This window comes from Metabacillus sp. Hm71, from assembly GCF_051842955.2.
Lineage (GTDB): Bacteria > Bacillota > Bacilli > Bacillales > Bacillaceae > Metabacillus.
Genome location: NZ_CM200278.1, coordinates 2,507,975 through 2,529,081, shown reverse-complemented (window position 1 = coordinate 2,529,081; position 21,107 = coordinate 2,507,975). Strand labels below are relative to the sequence as shown.

At 36.9% G+C, this 21,107-nt stretch carries 15 protein-coding genes and 3 pseudogenes; 2 read left to right on the top strand and 16 right to left on the bottom strand.

From position 1 onward, the window contains the following. Positions 1-86: 86 nt before the first annotated feature. From mutL to ACSVDH_RS11890, 7 genes are all read right to left on the bottom strand, one after another. The gene (mutL, locus tag ACSVDH_RS11920) at positions 87-1,988 is read right to left on the bottom strand and encodes a DNA mismatch repair endonuclease MutL (protein WP_439249541.1); all 1,902 of its coding nucleotides are present in this window, start codon (positions 1,986-1,988) and stop codon (positions 87-89) included. Between the two features lie 55 nt (positions 1,989-2,043). Then, entirely contained in the window at positions 2,044-4,626 is a 2,583-nt protein-coding gene (gene mutS, locus ACSVDH_RS11915; RefSeq protein WP_439249540.1) for a DNA mismatch repair protein MutS, read from the bottom strand. A 151-nt stretch (positions 4,627-4,777) separates the two neighbouring features. After that, positions 4,778-5,320 (bottom strand): outer spore coat protein CotE, encoded by a 543-nt coding sequence (gene cotE / locus ACSVDH_RS11910; protein WP_299092212.1) that lies wholly within the window; start codon positions 5,318-5,320, stop codon positions 4,778-4,780. A 253-nt stretch (positions 5,321-5,573) separates the two neighbouring features. Beyond that, entirely contained in the window at positions 5,574-6,005 is a 432-nt protein-coding gene (ricA, locus tag ACSVDH_RS11905; protein ID WP_299092211.1) for a regulatory iron-sulfur-containing complex subunit RicA, read from the bottom strand. A 1-nt stretch (position 6,006) separates the two neighbouring features. Then, a complete protein-coding gene (gene miaB, locus ACSVDH_RS11900; RefSeq protein WP_299092210.1) occupies positions 6,007-7,533 on the bottom strand; it encodes a tRNA (N6-isopentenyl adenosine(37)-C2)-methylthiotransferase MiaB in 1,527 nt (508 codons plus the stop codon). Positions 7,534-7,890: 357 nt separating this feature from the next. Continuing rightward, complete coding sequence (locus tag ACSVDH_RS11895) at positions 7,891-9,237, bottom strand: YheC/YheD family endospore coat-associated protein (RefSeq protein WP_439249539.1); 1,347 nt, start codon at positions 9,235-9,237, stop codon at positions 7,891-7,893. A 226-nt stretch (positions 9,238-9,463) separates the two neighbouring features. Beyond that, complete coding sequence (locus ACSVDH_RS11890) at positions 9,464-11,608, bottom strand: DNA topoisomerase III (protein ID WP_439249538.1); 2,145 nt, start codon at positions 11,606-11,608, stop codon at positions 9,464-9,466. Positions 11,609-11,852: 244 nt separating this feature from the next. On the opposite strand from ACSVDH_RS11890, the gene ACSVDH_RS11885 reads away from it, so the two are divergent. After that, a complete protein-coding gene (locus tag ACSVDH_RS11885; RefSeq protein ID WP_439249537.1) occupies positions 11,853-12,323 on the top strand; it encodes a DUF441 domain-containing protein in 471 nt (156 codons plus the stop codon). 2 nt (positions 12,324-12,325) lie between these two features. Here ACSVDH_RS11885 and ACSVDH_RS11880 read toward each other — a convergent pair whose 3' ends face one another. The 4 genes and pseudogenes from ACSVDH_RS11880 to ACSVDH_RS11865 form a co-directional block, all read right to left on the bottom strand. Continuing rightward, positions 12,326-13,588, bottom strand: a complete 1,263-nt coding sequence (locus ACSVDH_RS11880) for an MFS transporter (RefSeq protein ID WP_439249535.1) — start codon at positions 13,586-13,588, stop codon at positions 12,326-12,328. Between the two features lie 213 nt (positions 13,589-13,801). Continuing rightward, positions 13,802-14,626 (bottom strand): phosphosulfolactate synthase, encoded by an 825-nt coding sequence (gene comA, locus ACSVDH_RS11875; protein WP_439249534.1) that lies wholly within the window; start codon positions 14,624-14,626, stop codon positions 13,802-13,804. 78 nt (positions 14,627-14,704) lie between these two features. Further along, a complete protein-coding gene (locus tag ACSVDH_RS11870) occupies positions 14,705-15,004 on the bottom strand; it encodes a hypothetical protein (RefSeq protein ID WP_439249533.1) in 300 nt (99 codons plus the stop codon). 264 nt (positions 15,005-15,268) lie between these two features. Next, positions 15,269-15,379 (bottom strand): annotated as a pseudogene (locus ACSVDH_RS11865) (cell wall hydrolase); the annotation flags it as partial. Here ACSVDH_RS11865 and ACSVDH_RS11860 point away from each other — a divergent pair. Then, a pseudogene (locus tag ACSVDH_RS11860) lies at positions 15,380-15,574 on the top strand (cell wall hydrolase); the annotation flags it as partial. Here the strand turns inward: ACSVDH_RS11860 and ACSVDH_RS11855 are convergent. From ACSVDH_RS11855 to ACSVDH_RS11835, 5 genes and pseudogenes are all read right to left on the bottom strand, one after another. Further along, positions 15,575-15,700, bottom strand: a pseudogene (locus ACSVDH_RS11855) (cell wall hydrolase); the annotation flags it as partial. A 93-nt stretch (positions 15,701-15,793) separates the two neighbouring features. After that, positions 15,794-16,969, bottom strand: a complete 1,176-nt coding sequence (locus ACSVDH_RS11850) for a glycine C-acetyltransferase (RefSeq protein ID WP_439249532.1) — start codon at positions 16,967-16,969, stop codon at positions 15,794-15,796. Between the two features lie 46 nt (positions 16,970-17,015). Continuing rightward, on the bottom strand, positions 17,016-18,056 hold the full coding sequence (gene tdh, locus ACSVDH_RS11845; RefSeq protein WP_439249531.1) for an L-threonine 3-dehydrogenase: 1,041 nt from the start codon (positions 18,054-18,056) through the stop codon (positions 17,016-17,018). A gap of 226 nt (positions 18,057-18,282) precedes the next feature. Continuing rightward, complete coding sequence (locus ACSVDH_RS11840; protein ID WP_299092193.1) at positions 18,283-19,152, bottom strand: 2-oxoacid:ferredoxin oxidoreductase subunit beta; 870 nt, start codon at positions 19,150-19,152, stop codon at positions 18,283-18,285. Between the two features lies 1 nt (position 19,153). Continuing rightward, a complete protein-coding gene (locus ACSVDH_RS11835; protein ID WP_439249530.1) occupies positions 19,154-20,890 on the bottom strand; it encodes a 2-oxoacid:acceptor oxidoreductase subunit alpha in 1,737 nt (578 codons plus the stop codon). Positions 20,891-21,107: the final 217 nt, after the last annotated feature.

Below are 21,107 nucleotides of genomic sequence, written 5' to 3'. Positions count from 1 at the left end.
TTAGTCAGCAATCATAAGAAAGAGACTGTTTAATCAATAGGAATAAGCCTTTTGATAAAACAGTCTCTTATCATTAATTGAATAGTTTACATAACCCGTTTAAACATTTTTTCCATTTCATATGTTGAATAATGAACGATGATCGGCCGACCGTGCGGACAGGTAAAAGGATCTGTTGTCTTCCTTAAGCTTTCAAGAAGGGCAAAGATTTCATCGTTACGCAAATGATGGTTTGCCTTGATCGATGCTTTACAACTCATCATAATCGCAGCTTCTTCACGTAGCTTTTTTATATCGACTTTTTTCTCATCGAGGACTTGTTGAATCATTTCTTCTATCGTTGATGATTCTTCTCCCCTGGGAAACCATTGTGGATGCGATCTGACGATATAGCTGTTACGGCCAAAAGGCTCAAGAAAAATACCAACTTTAGCAAGAATATCAAGGTGTTCCTCAATAATCATCGCCTCATCATTTGAATACTCAAATGTCAAAGGTACTAACAGCTCTTGAACCTCTGATTGAATCTCCCCTACTTTTTCACGGTAAAATTCATATTTAATACGTTCTTGAGCCGCATGCTGATCAATAATATAAAGCCCACGATCGTTTTGCGCTAAAATATACGTTCCGTGCATTTGTCCTATAGGATATAACGGTGGTACACGTTCAGTAACAGAAACCGGCTCTTCCTGTAGACCATCATCCTCTACCTCGTTATTAACCTGTTCCTCTGAATCAATTGGTACTCCACATGTTTCTACTTGGTCAACCTCTTCAAATGGATTCATCGCTTCAGCTACTTTCCATTCCATTGTTGAAGGCTCCGGTATGGAAGGTGATTTTATAGGTTCTTCCGTTTTAATAGCCGGTTGGTAATTAGCATTTTCAACTGGTTGTACGTTTGGCTTTGAATCAAAAGAATGATCAAAAGCAAATTGCTGCTGTTCATCGATTGATTTCACTCTTTGTGTTTTAGGAATTTCTACTGATGGAATGAGCTGCTGTTGTCTAAAAACATCCCGAATCCCATTTGTTATAAGCTCATTTAATTCTGTTTCCTTACTAATTCTAACCTCGAGCTTTGATGGATGAACATTGACATCAACTAAAATGGGATCCATTTTTATTTCCAAAAACACGATCGGGAAGCGGCCGATCGGCAGCAAGGTATGATAACCATGTTGAATTGCTTTTACTAATGGGTAATTTTTAATAAAACGTCCATTGATAATAGTTGAGATATAATTTCGCGATGCCCTCGTAATTTCTGGAAGTGCGACATACCCGCCTACTTCAAAGTCTAACGATTCCAGCGAGAGTTTCTTCATTTTTTTAGCAATCCCTATCCCATAGATTGATGCAAGCACTTGGCGAACATCCCCATTCCCATTTGTATGTAATAGCTTTTTGCCATTATGAACGAGTCTGATCGACACATTTGGGTGTGCAAGGGCTATGCGATTGACAATATCAGTAATATTCCCTAGCTCAGTATGAACGCTTTTCATATATTTCAAGCGGGCAGGAGTATTAAAAAAGAGATTCGTTACAGTAATATCTGTGCCTTTTCGACTTGATGTTGATTCGTGCTTTTCTATTTTCCCACCGGTTAAAACAAGGTTTGTCCCTGCGCCTTTTCCTGTGCTGGTTTTCATATCAAGCATTGAAACAGAGGCGATACTAGGCAGTGCCTCACCTCTAAATCCTAATGTTCTGATGCGGAACAGATCATTTTCATCCTTGATTTTACTTGTTGCATGACGATGAAACGCATTTAAGCAGTCATCTTGCTCTATTCCGTCACCATTATCAAGTACACGTATTTTGCCTAAGCCGGCCTCCTCTATGTCAATTTCAACGACCGTGCTATTTGCATCAATCGCATTTTCTAGAAGCTCTTTTACAACAGATGCAGGGCGTTCCACAACCTCACCTGCAGCAATTTTATTTGATAGCTGATCATCTAGGCGAATTATCTTTCCCAAGTCTCTCACCGCCTTTTACAAGATAATAAAGGATAGTAAACACATTTGAATAAAGTTATTTTAATTTCTTCTGAAGTTTGTATAGTTCGTTCATTGCATCAAGCGGTGTCATTTCTAGTAGATTCATAGATTTTAAACCATCAATTACAGCTTGTTCCTTTTTAGGTACCGCTTGTCCTTTTTTAGGAGCAGGTTGTTCATCAGCAAATAAAGATAGCTGTGAATCAATAAAGACTTCTTCCTTGACGACTGAATTTGTTTCCTTATTGGCTTTTCCTGATTCCAGTTCAGAAAGGATTTCTTTTGCCCGCATTATTAATGACTTTGGAAGATCTGCTAACTCAGCAACGTGAATACCGTAACTTTTATCTGCTGCACCTTCTTCTATTTTGTGTAAAAATACCACTTTTCCTTTTTCTTCAATAGCCTTTACATGGATATTTTTTAATGAGTTTAATTGCTCCTCTAGTACGGTTAACTCATGATAATGTGTTGAAAATAATGTTTTTGCGCCAATTTGCTCATGGATATGCTCGATGATTGCTTGTGCTAAAGCCATACCATCATAGGTTGAAGTTCCTCTTCCTATTTCATCAAACAGGATTAAGCTTTGTGATGTTGCATGAGCAATTGCGTTTTTTGCCTCAAGCATCTCCACCATAAAGGTACTTTGACCGGAAATCAAATCATCTGCTGCACCAATTCTTGTGAAAATTTGATCAAAAATTGGCAACACCGCTTCTGTTGCAGGGACATAGCAGCCAATTTGCGCTAATATCGCTGTTAAGGCAACCTGGCGCATATAGGTGCTCTTACCAGACATATTTGGCCCTGTAATTAGAAGCATTTTGCGTTCATCACTAAAATAACAATCATTTGGTACATATTCTTGTGAGTCCATAACTTTTTCAACGACAGGATGACGTCCATCTTTAATAAAAAGCTCACCAGTTAAAGAAAACTGCGGTTTACAATAATGACGGTGTTCGCTAACTGTTGCAAAGCATTGCAGGACATCCAGCTCGCTAAGTCGCTTCGCCAACTTCTGTAATCTAGGAATATATTGTTTGACTTGTTCTCTTATATCGACAAACAGCTGATATTCAAGCTCAACACTCTTTTCTTCTGCTTCTAGGATGAGCGTTTCTTTTTCCTTTAATTCAGGCGTAATAAATCTTTCCGCATTTGTTAATGTTTGCTTCCGCTCATACATCCCTTCCTGTAATAAATGAAGGTTCGCTCTTGTCACTTCAATATAATAGCCGAACACACGATTGTAGCCAATTTTTAACGACTTTATCCCCGTTCTTTGACGTTCCTGCTGCTCAAGTTGCGCAATCCAAGTTTTCCCGTTACGACTTGCATCACGATATTGATCAAGAACATCATGATATCCATTGTTGATAATATTTCCTTCCTTTACAGAGAGCGGCGGATTTTCAACAATTGCTCTCTCTAAAAGCTTCGTTAAATCTTCACATGGATCAAGACGCTCAGATAAGTAATTCTCATTATTTAACGATTGACATAGCTCATCGATAGCCGGGACTTGCTGCAGTGATTTTTTTAATTGAATTAAATCCCTCGCATTTACATTTCCGAATGCCACTCTGCCCGCGAGTCTTTCTAAGTCGTAAACTTCTTTTAAAAGATTGCGTAAATCCTCTCGTTCAAAGTAATTGACGATAAATGTCTCAACCATAGCCAGACGAGCTTCGATTTTTTGGCGATCAACGAGCGGTTTATCTACCCACTGCTTTAACAACCTTCCTCCCATTGCCGTCTTCGTTTCATCTAATAACCATAGCAGAGAGCCTTTTCTGCCTTTCGAACGAATTGTTTCTGTTAGCTCCAAATTCCGCTTTGAATAAAGATCAATTTTCATCGCGTCTTGCAAGTAATACACTTTTACTGGTTGCAGATGATCAAGACTGCGTTTTTGCGTCCGTTGGAGATAGTTTACTAATCTTCCAAAGGCTTTTGTAAGACGTTCGTCATGTAATTGTTCAATAATAACTTGCAACTCATCAGAAATTGAGTGTTCTTCTTCATATGACAATGTAGCCTGACAACGGTCAATAAGTTGTTTTTTCCATTCATTTGGAAAATCATTTGCGATGACCGCTTCTTTTGCCCCAACTGAATAAAGTTCATTTACTACCTCATCAAAGCTTGAACAGATTGCTACGAGGTTTTCTCCTGTCGTTAAATCACTTAATGCAAGTCCGATTTGTGAATCAAAAACGGTCATTGAAGCGATATAATTATTTTCTTTATCGTGAATGCCTTTCCCATCCATAACTGTTCCTGGTGTAATAAGTTGAACAACCTCACGCCTTACAACACCCTTTGCTTGCTTCGGATCCTCAGTTTGCTCGCAAATTGCCACCTTATACCCTTTTGAGATAAGTTGTTCGATATAGGTTGGAGCAGAATGATAAGGAACCCCGCACATTGGGATTCGTTCCTCACTGCCGCCATCACGACTGGTTAAAGTGATTTCAAGCTCTTGTGACGCTTGTATTGCATCTTGAAAAAACATTTCATAAAAATCACCTAATCGAAAAAATAAAAAGGCATCTTGATAATCTGCCTTAATTTTTAAATATTGCTGTATCATCGGCGTGTATGTAGCCATATTTTTCCTCCAATACCACCTTAACGTTCTTAAAAATCACATTTCATTATATCATAATTCGACAAAATCATGTGATAATTGGGTTAGGTAAAGAAAGGAATCTAATAATATAATTTTTAAAAAAGAAAACTAGGAAGACACGTCCTCCTAGTTACTCTTCTACATCTCCAATTAAAAATTCTGGATTTAAATCCTCAAATTCCTCGTCTAATTCATCTTCCCACTCATCGTCATTTTCACAGCCTTGCGGATTAACTTTTACACATACTTTTGTTTCACCAATAACCTCTGCTAAAAGCTCGCGTTCTGCTTGAACAATTATTTTATTTCCGTTTGGTGAGATTGTCACTTCTAAACAATTAGGTTGTTGTAATACTTTACAGATAACCTCATGCTCATCATCAATGATATTGTCGTCTTTATATCTTAATTTGATAATATCACAATATTCTATTCTCTCTGTTACAACCTCTGTTTTTGTGTTTTCATTATAAGAATACCAAACGTTGATATCATAAGTACCTTCGACCTCAACTGTTTTCCCTTTCTTTTGAGCATCATAATTATGGTTAATGATCCATCCACCTAAAATGCTCGCAGGTTTTTGCGATGGTGATATCGTATGTGTGCATTGGGAAAACTTACGTCCTTTCGCAACAACTGCTTTAGTAATTATTTCTCTGTATTCAGACATTCGAGCATACCCTCCTCAATGAATCTTCTTTTAATCCTATGCTAGGCTAGTAACGATTGTGCCTAAATAATTTACTGAAATGATGACATGTTACCCCAATTCATGAAACCTATAGTTCATTCTATGCTAATGGTTATAAATATGTGCCTAAAAAAGAAAAAAGGTGCCTGGTTCTCTAAAATTATTTGATAATTTTTTTATTCACAAAATAAAAAGAGGTCTGCCTTTTACAGCAAACCTCTGTTTCGAATCATTATGAACAGCTTCCGCCAGTTGAATGTCGAACCTTTGAACCTGTCTCCCCTGCTAAGAGATCTCCTCCTGTTGAGGTAATAATTTCATTTGTAACCTTGTTAGAAATTGTGTGTGACACGAGTTGCAGCAAATCATTGACTTCAACTTGGGACTCTTGAAATTCTTGAATAATTGGAATTTCATCCAATTCATTTTGAATTTTTTCAATTTTAGCCTCAACCTGTTTTAACGCTTCATGCTTTCCATAATGTTGAAAGTTGACGGCTTGCTTTTGAAGACTTTTAATACTAGCAATCTTTTCACGCACTTTTTGATTTTCATTTAGTTGAGCTTCTGCCCGCTTAAAGAAATCAACTTCCTTAGATTCGGCAATCATTTGAGCAAGTTCACGCGCTTTTGCTACAATTTCGTCTTTCGTATAAATCGTCATCTTATTTCACCTCAATCGCTTCTTCAACCATTTCTCCATCTAGCGTCCATGTTTTTGCTTTTGTAATTTTCACCTTCACGATTTTTCCAATCGCTGTTTTTGGTGCTTTAAAGTTTACAAGTTTGCTTTTCTCTGTATATCCTGCAAGAACTTCTGGATTGTTTTTGCTTTCCCCTTCAACAAGAACATTTACAACCTTGCCTTCGTATTCTTTTAATTTCTTTGCAGAAATTTCATTTACGACAGCGTTTAATCGTTGGAGACGTTCTTTTTTCACTTCCATTGGGACATTGTCTTTCATTTTCGCTGCAGGTGTACCTTCACGAGGTGAATAAATAAACGTATATGCGCTATCAAACTCTACTTCACGATACAGTGAAAGAGTTTCTTCGAATTGTTCTTCTGTTTCATTTGGAAAACCAACGATGATATCTGTTGTTAATGAAACATTCGGCATTGCTTCCTTAATTTTGCGGACCAAATCTAAATATTGTTCGCGAGTATATTTACGTGCCATAATTTTTAGAATTTCCGTACTTCCTGATTGAACAGGTAGATGGATATGATCTAAAAGGTTGCCGCCTTTTGCTAACACTTCAATTAAATGATCGTCGAAATCACGAGGATGGCTTGTTGTAAAGCGGATTCTTGGGATATCAATTTTGTGAATCTCATCCATTAAATCACCTAAGCCATAGTCTATGTCTTCAAAATCCTTCCCATAGGCATTTACGTTTTGCCCTAGGAGAGTAATCTCTTTATAGCCTTGAGCTGCTAAGTGACGAACCTCTTGGATAATTTCCTCTGGACGACGGCTGCGTTCTTTACCGCGAGTATAAGGAACAATACAATACGTACAAAATTTATCACAGCCATACATAATATTAACCCAAGCCTTAATATTTCCTTTACGAACCTTAGGAAGATTTTCGATGACATCGCCTTCTTTAGACCATACTTCGATCACCATTTCCTTAGAAAGATAAGCTTCATTTAAAATATAAGGCAGGCGGTGTATATTATGGGTACCAAAGATCATATCAACAAAAGGATGAACCTTTAAAATCCTGTTTACAACTGATTCTTCCTGTGACATACAACCACAGACACCTAATAATAAGTCCGGTCTTTCTTTCTTTAATGCCTTTAGGTGACCAAGCTCACCAAATACCTTGTTTTCTGCATTTTCCCGAATCGCACATGTATTTAGCAAAATGACATTGGCATCTTCAACACCATCAGTCGGCTCATAGCCTAACGCCATAAAAATACCTGCCATAACTTCTGTGTCATGCTCATTCATTTGGCAGCCATACGTGCGAATGTAAAACTTCCGGCCTTGTCCCATGCCTTTAAATTCTTCAGGAATGGCAAAGCCTTCATATTTTACTTCTTCTTTTCCTCGCTTTTTAGCATCCTTTAGTGAAGGAGGCATATACACTGCTTGGAAATACTTACTGTAATCCTTATCGGATTTTTTGTCCGAAGGATTTACTTGAGTACTTTCCTTACGTTGCTGTTCATTCATTATGTGATTCTCCTTTCAACCTACCCTTTTAATAGTTGCACGTTATTACTTATACGATAAAGCGGTCATTGTTATAAAGAAAACTTGGCTGGCGCCAAGCCTTTAGGCGCAGTGCGACTGCCTAGTTGCACTTAAACTTCATTCTTAAAATTTGCCACTACGTCGAATTCTCTCCTGCGCTGCAAATTTATACTTTCTTAACGTGCAAGAAAAAATGTTGTATGAACTTCCATTTTATAATAAAAACATACAACTTAATAGTATATCGATATTTTTGATAGAAAACAATCCTAAAACGTATTTATATGTTGTAAGATAAAGTGAAAGGTGTATACCCGTAATCTCTACACAACAAAATTAAAAGCCTGCAAGTGATATTGCATACTCAAGTGGTGTTGCATCTAATTTATTAATCACTTCATTATCTTCCAGAATCTTCAGGCTCTTTTTCCCATAAAGATGATTCACTTCAAGAATCCACGGCTTGAAATTATGATCGATAATAACGTCTAATGCAACATCCCCAAAATGCCCCAATTTTTGATCTATATGCTCACAAAGCTCCCTGCTTACCTCAATTGTCCGCTTCAAGATCTCACTTGCCTCTTCTTCTCCAATTTTAAAAATAATTTTTAACATCTTTCCACCTTCCGTCAGGTGGACAACATGTTTCAAATTTGTAATTATGCTATTCTCTTGTGCAACCCTTCCGATGACTCCCTGACATACCCATTTCTTCTCTCTATTTTTCTGAAAGTATAAGCGAAAATCAAATTTTTTATTGTTATAGATCGTTGAGACACCTTGTTGAATGATATAATTCATTTTCAATTTTTTTTGCATGTATCTATTTACTTCATATATAGTTTGATACACCATTTTTTCTTTTTCAATATTAATGATATGAAACTCGTTGTTTTCTTTTTTTACGACAATTATACCCTTTCCTTGGCGTCCCTTAATAGGCTTCATATACACTGTTTCAAATTTTTCTAGCATTTCTTCCAAATCATGAAATGTTTTGTAAAGTCTTGTTTCTGGAAGAAACAATTTAACCTTTTCATTTGTTGAGCAAGCTTCCCATAACTGAAATTTATTAAAAGGGTTTGTATTGAAAAGTTTGCCGCCAATCACATTTTCCAAAGAAGTTTCAATTTCATCAGGTATTTGTATTTTTTTAAAAATTGAGTCTGGAAATGGAAATACTTCTTTCGCCCATTTTCCCTTTGTTGGCTGATAATAATAACCAGTTATTGTTTTATTTACGGGATCAATGCTGTCACTTGCGCAAATCATTATTAATCGACCTTGTGCTTCCTCCAATTTAAAACGATTTTTATTTTTTTCCAGCAAATTCGGTGATAATTGTTTGAATTTATTTTTGGCTATATAGGCAATAAAGGGACCAATATGAATAATATTTCCATCAACTTTAAAATCATAAACAAGCTCGTCAGGTATCGAAAACGGTAAAATATTACTTGGAATTCCGATTTCATTGTCCGATAAATCATTTGATTTATTTACATAAAATGCTTGTGACCAATGACCAAATTTAATAATGACTTCTCTTGAGTTTATAAGATAATACTTAAGAAATGACCTTGATAATTCTATTTTTGGCAGCTGGTTGTTATATTCATTTGTATTTGACCCTATATGATTATTTTTTTGCTTATCAGATAGATAAATGATCTTTATCATTCAGTTGCACTCCAATATTTAGAATAGATGCTCATTTATTCTATGAAGAGGAGAATGGTTATGATATTTATCCATTTAGAATTGGGTGTTTGGAGTATATAAAAAACATTACCGTCAATTGACAGTAATGTTCCTAAAGAAACAAGTGGATATTTTTTATAAATCGATTACCTTTTTTATCCTTTTCAACTCGCATTAGTTTTAGTATATAAAGTTCTTATTGTTACTATTTCTCAATCAAAAATCCAATCTTCCCGTCCTTCCATTCCAATTTAGCATCAAACGAATTATCACCTTTTTTAAAACCTTTAATTTTATTTGTACTACCTTCTTTAAGCAGCTTTTGAATATTTGTCTTTGTTATCTTCTTTCCAAGGATCTGTTTTGAAATACTAAATTGACAATTGGCTGTCTTATAATTTGAACATCCATAAAATTGTCCTTTGTCAACTATATCACCATCACACAATTTGCATTTGCCGACCTTCTTGCCCAATGTATAACGTGACGATAAACGCTGAATCGTATCAATTTGTAATCCTTCAAACTTCCAGTTTGGGGCAATGGCTATTGCATCATTTACAATTTTTGTTGACAGCTTTTTCGTTTGTTCCATGAAAACAGATGGTGATGCTTGTCCCTCACCAATTTCTGAGAGCCGCTGTTCCCATTTAGCCGTCATTTCTGGAGAAGCCAATATTTGATCTCCAATGGCTTCAATAAGAACCTTCCCTTTATCAGTTGCGAACACGTGATTCTTTTTTATTTCGATGTATTTTCGTTCCTTTAACATCGTGATAATTCCGGCTCTTGTCGCTTCTGTTCCTAATCCTTCGACCTTACTTAATACCTTTTCTAATTCATCATTGTCTAAATATTTTCCTGCTGTTTTCATTAATGTGATTAATTGACCTTCTGTAAAGCGTTTTGGTGGCTGTGTTTGACTTTCCTTTGTTTCAACTTTTTCAACATGTCCTGAATCTCCCTGCTTAACATTTGGGAGGATTTGATCCTTTTCTTTTTTATCCTGGTAGATAACCTTTCGCCAGCCTTCTTGAATTTGCTGTTTGCCCTTTGTGATAAATTCAGCGCGACCGTCTACTACTGTGGTTAATGTAGAGTAATCAAATATCGCTTTATCATAGTGGGCGGCTATAAGTCTTTTAATAATCATGTCATACATTTTCTGTTCATCTGTTGACAATTTTTTTGGATCTTTTACTTGCTCTGTTGGAATAATGGCATAATGATCGGTTACCTTTTTTTCATTAACATAACGAGGATTGTTTACAATTGATGACATTGGTAATGGAAAAAACTCTTTATAATCATCAAAGGCACTTAATTTAGCTAGAATTTCCGGAAAAAGCTCTGCCTCCCCTTTTGTTACAAAGGTAGAGTCACTGCGGGGATAAGATACAATCCCTTTTTGATACAATGTCTGTACAATATCCAGCGTTTTTTTCGGAGAAAATTTATAGATTTTATTAGCCTCTGCTTGCAATGATGATAAATTGAAAAGAAAAGGTGGTTGGTATTCCTTACGCTCGGTTTTCAGTTCTTTGATTTCAGCAGGTTTTCCCTTGCAAAATGCAGCAATCTTCTCCGCCAAATCTTTATTCATTACTCTGCTTTGTTGGTCTTTTTGCCATTTCCCTTTATATTTTTTACCACCAATTGCAAATGTCGCGACAACTTCCCAAAATGGCTCAGGCTCAAATTTCTCAATCTCCTTTTCCCTTTTCACGATTAATGCAAGTGTTGGCGTCTGAACTCTGCCTGCGGAAAAAACATCGTTCATTCCCTTTTCTTTTAGTAAAAGTGAATATACCCTTGATGCATTCATTCCGACAAGCCAATCTGCACATGCACGAGAATATGCTTCATAATAAAGGTTCCTCGTATTTTCCTCATCGAGTAATTGGCGAAATCCCTGAAGTATCGATGCCGGAGTAAGTGATGAAATCCATAATCTTTTGAGCGGTTTTTTAACTCCGGAAAGCTGAATGATATTTCTTATGATCAGTTCTCCTTCACGCCCAGCATCACCTGCGTGAATAATTTCCTTTACCACAGGATTTTTTAACAGCTGACTAACAATATAATATTGTTTTGCTTTAGACTTCATTACTTCATATTTAAATTTTTCAGGAATAATCGGTAACGTTGATAATGTCCATTTTTTCCATTCTGGATGGTAATCTTCAGGAGCCACAAGCTGCGTTAAGTGGCCTATTGCCCATGTACAATAAGCACCATTTGGAAAAAATTCATTTGGTTTTATTTCATAATATCCATCTTTTTTAACTCTCTCAAATTGTGAACATAGAGTTGAAGCCTGATCCGGCTTTTCTGCAATTATAACCTTCATTTATTTATCACCTTACATTTTGTTAGGAAACTACCATTTTTTAAAACTCTTTTTTATATGTAGTAAAACCTCTCCACTGTTGGAAGTTACACTTTATTTTACTTTATTTTCATTCGTTAGGAAAATGAGAGAAATGAAATTATTTTGTAGATGTTTTGTGCAATTCAGTAAGGAAAGAGCATACTTTCTTCATCCTATACATACAAATATGTCAGGAAAGCAAATGGGACAGGGGTTGGTTACAATGAATATATCAGCAGGGGAATTATCACTAGTCATTCTTATTATAGTAGGATTAATTGGCCGCTCTCCGATTATTGCAACAGCTGCAAGCATCTTGTTGGTTTTAAAATTATCATCCCTTGAGCGGTTTTTTCCAATGCTAGAACGGCGCGGTTTGGAATTAGGACTTATGTTTTTAACGATCTCGGTTTTGGTTCCTTTTGCTAGCGGAAAAATAACAGGAAAGGATATTTTACTCCTCCTAACAACACTTTCTGGGGCTGTGGCCCTTGCAGGAGGAGCACTTGCTACATATATGAATGGAAAAGGCTTGGAAATGCTTCGTGTTGAACCCCACATGATTGTCGGTCTTGTAGTGGGTTCGATTGTCGGAATCGTTTTTTTGCGTGGGATTCCAGTTGGTCCCCTTATGGCTGCCGCGATCACTGCGTTATTAATGAAAATTATCTACTTACTGGCTAAAATTTTCTAAGTTTATGAAGTAGGTATCTTCTCCCGTTGTTTAAACAGGGTAGCCAATTGCTTTGTCTTGTCTTGTTCACCTTCATTACTATTACTTGGCTTTATTAAGAAAAAGGCTAATATCAAGGTCAACAAACTTAAACCAGCCATACTGAAAAAAACCGTTTGATGTGAAATTTTCATTAACCAGCTAAATAATGGCGGACCGAACGCTACTCCGAGGAAACGTACACTGCCATATAATGAGGTAATCATACCTCGTTCAGCTTTATTAACAGCCCCAGTAATTAAGGTATTCAAACAAGGCAGCAGAAGACCTGTTCCGATACTGCCTAATGTTAATAGACCTACCATAGGTACAATCTGTTCAAGAAAAGATACAGCGACCATTGAGCTAGTTAACAAAATCAATCCTATAACCATAACTCTTCGTATGAGAGGTTTATTTTGCTTTATTTTTGCCCCTGTTATATAGGCTGTGAGCACCATTCCAAATAGGGGAATTGCCAAAATACATCCTTTTATGATTCCATCAACTTTAAATGTTTCTTCAAGAATATCTGATAAATAAAATAAAACACCAAAAAGGATGAACAAACCGACTGAACCGACAAAAAATGAAGGAATCAGCCATTTCCCCTTTTGTTTAAAAATTTGTTTTAAATCACCAAGATACTTTGGCAGCGGTTTGCCCTCCATTTTTTTCTTTTCCTTTACACCAATCCAAACAAAGAGTGCAGTTGCAAAGCATAAAAGTGGGAATGTAAAAAACACTGCAAACCAAACAATCAATGCAATCAAAGATCCGATAATGGGAGATAATATCTTCCCTAACCCGTTTGTTGATTCAATAATGCCAAGTGCTTTACTTTCTTGTGCACCTGAATAAACATCTCCGATTAAGGCCATCGCAATCGGTGAAGTACCAGCAGCACCAATTCCTTGAATAATTCTTCCTACTAATATCCATGTATAGGAATTATCGAGTAACCATGCGGCAAGACCTGAAACAATTCCTCCGATACCATAGATCACTAAAGATGAAACAATAATCCACTTTCGTCCGAATCGATCTGATAAATAACCGACAAACGGAATGATTAATCCCGCAGCAAGAGAAAACACTGTGATAGTTAGACTAACTTGAAATTCTGATAAACCCAATTTTGATTTCATTGTCGGTAGTACAGGGACTAACATAGAATTTCCCAAAACCATGACTAATGGAATGAGAGCGATCGCAACTATGTTTGCTTTTCCTTGTTTTGCTTCCATTTCCCTTTCCTCCAAATAAAATATCTCTTCTTTGTTTACATTTCCCTTAACTATATTTTTGATACAATCCAATGCATGGATGCACCTCATTTTCACTTTTTTCAAATGCTACATTTTATATTAAACAATATTTGTATTTAAGTAAGAGGTAAAACAAAAGGGACAGTCACTCTCTAAACAAATGTTAGAAAGAACAGTCCCTTTCACTTTACGTTATTCAATCTGTAAAATCGTATGAGAGCGATTCAGCGGAAAAGTATCAAATCTTAAACCCCTTCTTAAGCATTCAAGATTAAAAGCATCCTCGCATTGGATATTTCCTAAATTAACATTTCTTCCCCAAAATTGTATTAATTCAATCTGCTGTTTTTTTTGCGGAGCTTCCCAGATAAGGTATTTTCTTACATCGTTCGTAATCGTTTTTTCGATATCAATAAGAAATTCCTTATCAATCAGACCTTGCTCATTATAAATGCCTACGTTTTTCCCCGACTCCCGTCCTTCAACAATCACATAAGAAGCACCGCATTCCAGATCAGAATAAAGGGTTCGTTCCAATTCTTTTACTTCCAAATAGCTGCCCTCAGCTTTTTTTCCACATTCTGTGATGACTGTGAATCCTTTTCCTACGGCTTCCTGAATAACTTTTCTCCGCTTTCGATAAGGTAATTCGATTGTTCCATCTGAAATTTCTAGATGATCAAATCCTATTCTCTCTATATACTCAAAATACTCCCCTAAAACACCTTTATGGGCTGCTATTTCAAACAATGTTCCACCTGGATAGACTGCAATATTTTCTTTCTTAGCTAAAAGCAATTTTTTTTTCAAAAGCTCTGGAGGATACAACATTGTTGTTCCAAAACCGAGTTTTATATAATCAACATATTGACCTGCAAGTTGTAACATTTCTTCAAATAAAGCTAATCCTATTCCTTTATCAATTAGCATTGTTAAACCAAGTTCTTCTGACTCACTTACCCTTTCTCCTGACGGATCAATAAGTTTCGGGTGACAGAAATTTTGCGGATATTTCACAGAACGGTCCCTCCTAGTGGGTAAAATGTCTATGAAGCATCCTATGCATGACACTTTAAAGAAGTTCTTCCTGACATCTTATTCACTCTGTTCTTGTGTATCTTTATCGATATCAATCAATTCTCCACCAAGATGAATAAACATATTTGGTTCCTTTTCTCCTTCTCCAAGAATCGATTTTTTTAGGCCATCGATGTACTTAGCAGTAATATCGATAAAGTTTTGCTTTTCACCAGGGTTATCCAATTGCCCCATTATATAAAGGTCTTTGTCATCTTTATACAAATAGGCTATGTATCCAATCGCTTTGCCTTTTGCATCTACTACATTTATGATTTCACCTTGTTCATTGCGAAACTCTGGCTGAAAAAATATCATCGTCCATGCTCCTTTCCGTGATTTCAACTTTATTTGCCTTATTAAAAGAGTATGACCCATATTTTAGAGTGGCTAATAAGGTTATAAAAAATACGTATCGGAAATAGGTAAAGGCTGTCTATCTAGTCATAATTATGACTATTAGACAGCCTTATCTTAGCTTTTTTCCACATTGTTAATTAGAAAGATCGATAAGATTCCTTGACAGAAAAGAAACCTTTAGCTTATAAACGAGCACTAAAAAGTTATAATTAAGCACTCTCTTTAAAATGTACTATAAACATCCGGACAAGCTGTGTTCGTTGGCTTGTAAAAGCAATGCGATTTAAATCTTTCTGCATTCCATTGATTGTACCATTGTGCTGGACAAGTTCCCGATCTGGTTGCCTGGATTTTAAGGATATATCGACCATTAGAGAAATGGTTTTCCAACGTCCAGGCGGGTTTGAGGCTACGATAAAGGGATATTTTTACCAAGCTGCAAGAGATATGAATATTCCACTTGCCCGTAGAGTCATTAATGGAGAACGCTTCCATCCTGCAAGTTTTTTATTATGGTTTTTTAGACCACCGTGTTCTGTTCACTCCAACATTTCCGACAATTAACATACCCAGCTTCCCATCACCTTCTGCCTCTGCCCTCATTAAACGAGCTAACAATTTCACATCAGCTTCAGTTGCTTTTACTACTGCCAACGGAATCACTCCATAAATGTATTATTGCCATGTATATGAAGAGAGAGGTGTTGTAATTGTATAAACTTATATAATTTGATAACGAATGAAAGCTTAAATAATCTGGAGTTCTCTGCCAGCCTTCTCAAAAATATCCAGTGCTTCCTGAAGCTGATCCTCCGTATGTTCTGCTGTAACAATTGTCCTCACCCGTGCAAGCCCTTTTGCTACTGTTGGGAATGCGATACCTTGGGCAAAAACTCCATATTCTAATAGCTTATCGGAAAATTGATGTGAAAGTGCTTCATCACCAACAATCACTGGTGTAATCGGTGTATTGCTTTTCCCGATATTAAAACCTAAATGGTTAAGGCCATCCTTAAAGAATGTTGTATTTTCCCATAAACGCTCAATTAGATGAGGCTCTTCTAAAAGTACACGGATTGCTTCGCTGCATGCAGCTGTAACAGCAGGGGGATGAGATGTGCTGAACAAAAACGGGCGCCCACGATGTATTAAATAGTCTATTAGCGTTCTTGAGCTTGCTACATATCCTCCTAATACACCTATGGCCTTGCTTAGTGTTCCCACTTGAATGTGCACTTTGCCATCTAAACCAAAATGATTCACGGTTCCGCGGCCATTTTCACCTAAAACACCTGAAGCGTGTGCATCATCGACCATCACTAATGCATCATACTTCTCCGCTAGATCAACAATTTCAGGAAGTGGTGCAATGTTTCCATCCATTGAAAACACACCATCTGTTACAATGATTCGAACTCTAAAATCCTTTGATTCTTGCAATGCTCTTTCAAGATCTGCCATATCAACATGGTTATATACTTTTCTTGCTGCTTTTGTTAAGCGAATTCCATCAATAATTGATGCATGGTTGAGTGCATCAGAAATAACAACGTCTTCTTTTGTTAAGATCGAAGAAAGAACCCCTTGGTTTGTTGTAAAACCCGACTGGAATACTAATGCCGCTTCGGTATGTTTAAATTCCGCAAGCTTTTCTTCAAGCTCTTTATGCATGGTGAACGTACCTGCAATGGTTCGAACTGACCCAGTACCTGCACCAAAATTCTCAACAGCTTCCAGGGCTGCCTTTCGCAGTCTTGGATGTGAGGTTAAGCCTAAATAATTATTGGAAGAAAGCTGGATCACCTCTTTTCCATTAATAATTACCTTTGCACCTTGATCACTTTCCAACGGAATTAATGTCCGAAAAGTACCTTGTTTTTTCATTTCATCTAGCTCAGATTGTAAATATTCAAAGCCTTTCACTTTCCATTCCTCCTCTTCATTTATTTAGCAAAAACTAAAATTGCCGTTACGGTTGTAAGACAACCTTGCCACAGTTCCCCTCTATCATTAAATCAAAGCCCTTTTCAAATTCTTCAAGTGAAAAGTGGTGGGTTATGATCGGGCGTGTATTAATCTGCCCTGAATGTATAAGAGCGGAAACCTGCTGCCAGCTCTCAAACATTTTTCTGCCGGTTATACCTTGCACGGTTATCCCCTTGAATACAATATTATTGGTCACATCAACTTCAACCGGACGTAACGGTAAACTTAAAATGGATACCCTACCGCCGTTTGTTACCATTTTAAACCCATGATTCATCGCAACCGGATGTCCTGACATTTCACATACAACATCAACTCCATTTCCCCCTGTTAAAAATTCGACAACCTCAAGAGGATTTTCCTTGTTTGAGTTAATAATTCTAGTTGCCCCCATCTCTTTTGCTAAATTTAAACGGTAATCGTTTAAATCAATAGCGATCACTTGTGCAGCACCAGCAGCTTTAGCAACACCAACTGCCATCATGCCAATTGGACCGCAGCCGATAATGGCTACTGTTTTTCCGATGACTTCTCCTGATAAAACAGTATGGACAGCATTTCCCATCGGTTCTTGAATGGAGGCAATATCAAATGGCATTTCCTTTGGATTTTTCCAAAGATTAGCTGAAGGTAGCGCAACATATTCAGCAAAACAGCCCTGCGTATCGACGCCAATTATTTTTGTATGTTTACAAATATGCGCTCTGCCTGTTAAACATTGCTGACATTTTCCACAAACAATATGAGTTTCTGCTGATACAGAATCTCCTATTTCAACATTTGTAACCTTATTCCCTTTTTGAACAACTTCTCCAGAAAATTCATGTCCGAAAATATAAGGTGGTTTTACGCGACTCTGTGACCACTCATCCCATTTATAAATATGAACATCTGTACCGCAAATTGATGTCGCTTTTACTTTGATAAGGACTTCATCCTCGTTTATTTGTGGTATCTCCACCATTTGAAGCTGAGCTCCATACCCCTGGTGATGCTTAACAACCGCTTTCATTTTTCCGCCCATGATGCACACCCCTCTTATTGTAAACCCTTACATATTAATATTTTATCACCTCGCACAAAAATGTAAATAAGAGTGTCCATCTCACATAAACACATGATTGCTGTCAAAATAAATTTTTTTATTTTAGATAGAAACATGCAAAAAAAGCTGTCTAAAAGCAAAAGGGTCAGTCCCACAAACACATTTCTTTGATGTTTGTTTGGGGACAAACCCTTTTAAGACAGTCTTACATAAATTCTGCAACTAATTTATTAAATTCCTCTTCATCAATCGCTAATTCAGCTTTTGATAATGGTGTTTCACTATATCCATTCAGGAGTTCTTGATATGATTTTTGTTCCGTATTTTGATAAATCAAACCTGTAACTAATCCATTATGTCTCATTAGTGTTTGCATGGCCATTTCTTTATTGTGAGGATCATAGCCTTCAACATTCGCAAGCTTAGTTAAGTTTTCTTTAAACCAATCATATGTGTTCACCTTATTGTAAGTAACACAAGGACTAAACACGTTAATAAGCGAGAAGCCTTTATGATTAATACCAGCTTCAATAAGGGCTGTTAAATCCTTTAGATCAGTTGAAAAGCTTTGTGCAACAAATGTAGCCCCTGCTGTTAACGCCATTTCCATTACCGATAGGGATGACTCAATTGAGCCTTGAGGTGTACTCTTTGTCACAAAACCTGCATCACTTCGAGGTGATGTTTGACCTTTTGTTAAACCGTAAATTTGGTTATCCATGACAATATACGTCATGTCAATGTTTCGTCGAATCGCATGAATAGTATGACCCATCCCGATTGCAAATCCGTCACCATCTCCACCTGAAGCAATAACTGTTAAATCTTTATTCGCCATTTTAACACCTTGTGCAATCGGTAAAGAACGTCCATGTATGCCATGAAAACCATACGAATTAATGTATCCGGAAATCCTCCCTGAACACCCGATACCAGAAACAACAGCAAGCTGATCTGGTGTTAATCCTACATTCGCTGCAGCACGTTGAATAGCAGCCTGTACAGAGAAATCGCCACACCCAGGGCACCAGTTCGGTTTTACGTTATTACGGAAATCTTTAAACGTTGTTGCCATGTTAGATCAGCTCCTTGCTTCTCGTATGAATTTCATGAGGTAAGAATGGGTTGCCATCATATTTTAATAATGAAGAAATCTTATTCGCATACCCTACATTCATTTTTAACAGGCTTGCCAGCTGGCCTGTTGCATTGTTTTCAACAACAATAACCTTTTTAGCAGCTTCAATTAATGGAAGCATTTCTTCAGTTGGGAACGGATGAATAAGGCGAATTTGTGCATGGTTTACTTTAATACCATCAGCTTCTAGACGTGTCATCGCTTCTTCAATTGTTCCTCTCGTCGAAATATACCCTACAAGTAAAATATCTGGGTTTTCGTGTTGAATATGTTTATGAACAGGGTTTTTAAATTGAATGTTGGCAAGTTTTCTTAATCGCTTGTCCATCTGTTCCTTACGATTACCCGCAGACTCTGACGGCTTGCCTGTTTCATCATGCTCTACACCTGTGACATGGTGAATACCATTTTTCATACCTGGAATTACCCGAGGTGAAATTCCGTCTTCTGTTACCTCATAGCGTTTGAAATAACCTTTATTTTCAATTTCAGGTAGCTCTTCCGTTTGAAGCTTGCCACGACGAATTTCAATTTGGCTATAATCTAGCGGTTCAACTGTTTGTTTACCTAATGAAAGCTGTAAATCTGTTAACAAAATGACAGGAACCTGGTATTCTTCAGCAATATTAAATGCCTCAATTGTATCATAGAAAGCTTCTTGTACAGTACTTGGTGCCATAACCACTTTAGGAATTTCACCATGAGTACCGTAAATCATCGCCATTAAGTCTGATTGCTCTTGTTTTGTCGGTAATCCAGTACTTGGACCGCCACGTTGCGTGTCAACGATCACTAATGGCTGTTCTGTCATACCTGATAAACCGATTGCTTCCATCATTAATGATAAGCCTGGCCCAGCTGAAGCAGTAAACGTACGGGCACCTGCATAGTTAGCCCCAATTGCCATCGTACAAGCAGCAATTTCATCCTCTGTTTGGATAACTGCTCCGCCAAATTTAGGAAGCTTTTTAATTAAGTACTCCATTATTTCTGATGCTGGAGTAATTGGATATGCAGCCATAAAACGTGAGCCGCCTGCAATCGCACCTAAAGCAATGGCGTCATTTCCGATCATGAACATCCGTTTTTTTCCATCAGCTTTTTCAAGAAACATGTCCTGTCGGTTATATCCAAGCTCATTTTTTAAATAATCGGCACCTTTTTCAATAGCCTGCATATTTTTCTCAACGATCTTTTCACCTTTACGGCCATATGTGTCATGAACAACTTCATGGTATCCGCGCGGATCTAAATTAAGAATCGCACTTGTTGCTCCGATTGCAACCATGTTTTTCATAAGGGAAGTACCTAATTCCGTTGCGATTTCTGTAAACGGCACTGAATAGAGTGTAACATCCGCTCCTTCAGGTATCGTTGGATTAAATTTTGCATCAGCAAGTACAATTCCTCCAGTACGCAGCTCATGGAAGTTGACATCAATTGTTTCTTGATCAAAAGCTACCAATATATCAAGATCGTCTGAGATTGAACGAACTTGTGTCGTGCTAACACGAATTTTATTGTTTGTATGGCCGCCTTTAATTCGTGATGAAAAGTGGCGGTATCCGTATAAATAATAGCCTAGTCGGTTTAATGCAATTGAGAAGACTTCACCAGTACTTTCAATACCTTCTCCTTGCTGTCCTCCAACTTTCCAGGAAAGTTGACTAATCATGTGTATTTACACCCCTCTAAAAAATGCAAAATAAAGTTATACATATAAATTATAGTTTATCATAATTCCGTCCAATTTTTTTATAATTCTTAATCCATTGAGAAAACTGAGTTTTTTAATTGGAATTTACTAAACGTTAACAATTTTAGACCCTTAACTTAAAAAATACAAGAGTTTAGCTTAAAATAATCTGTTAAACTTGCCAGTTAATGTATTC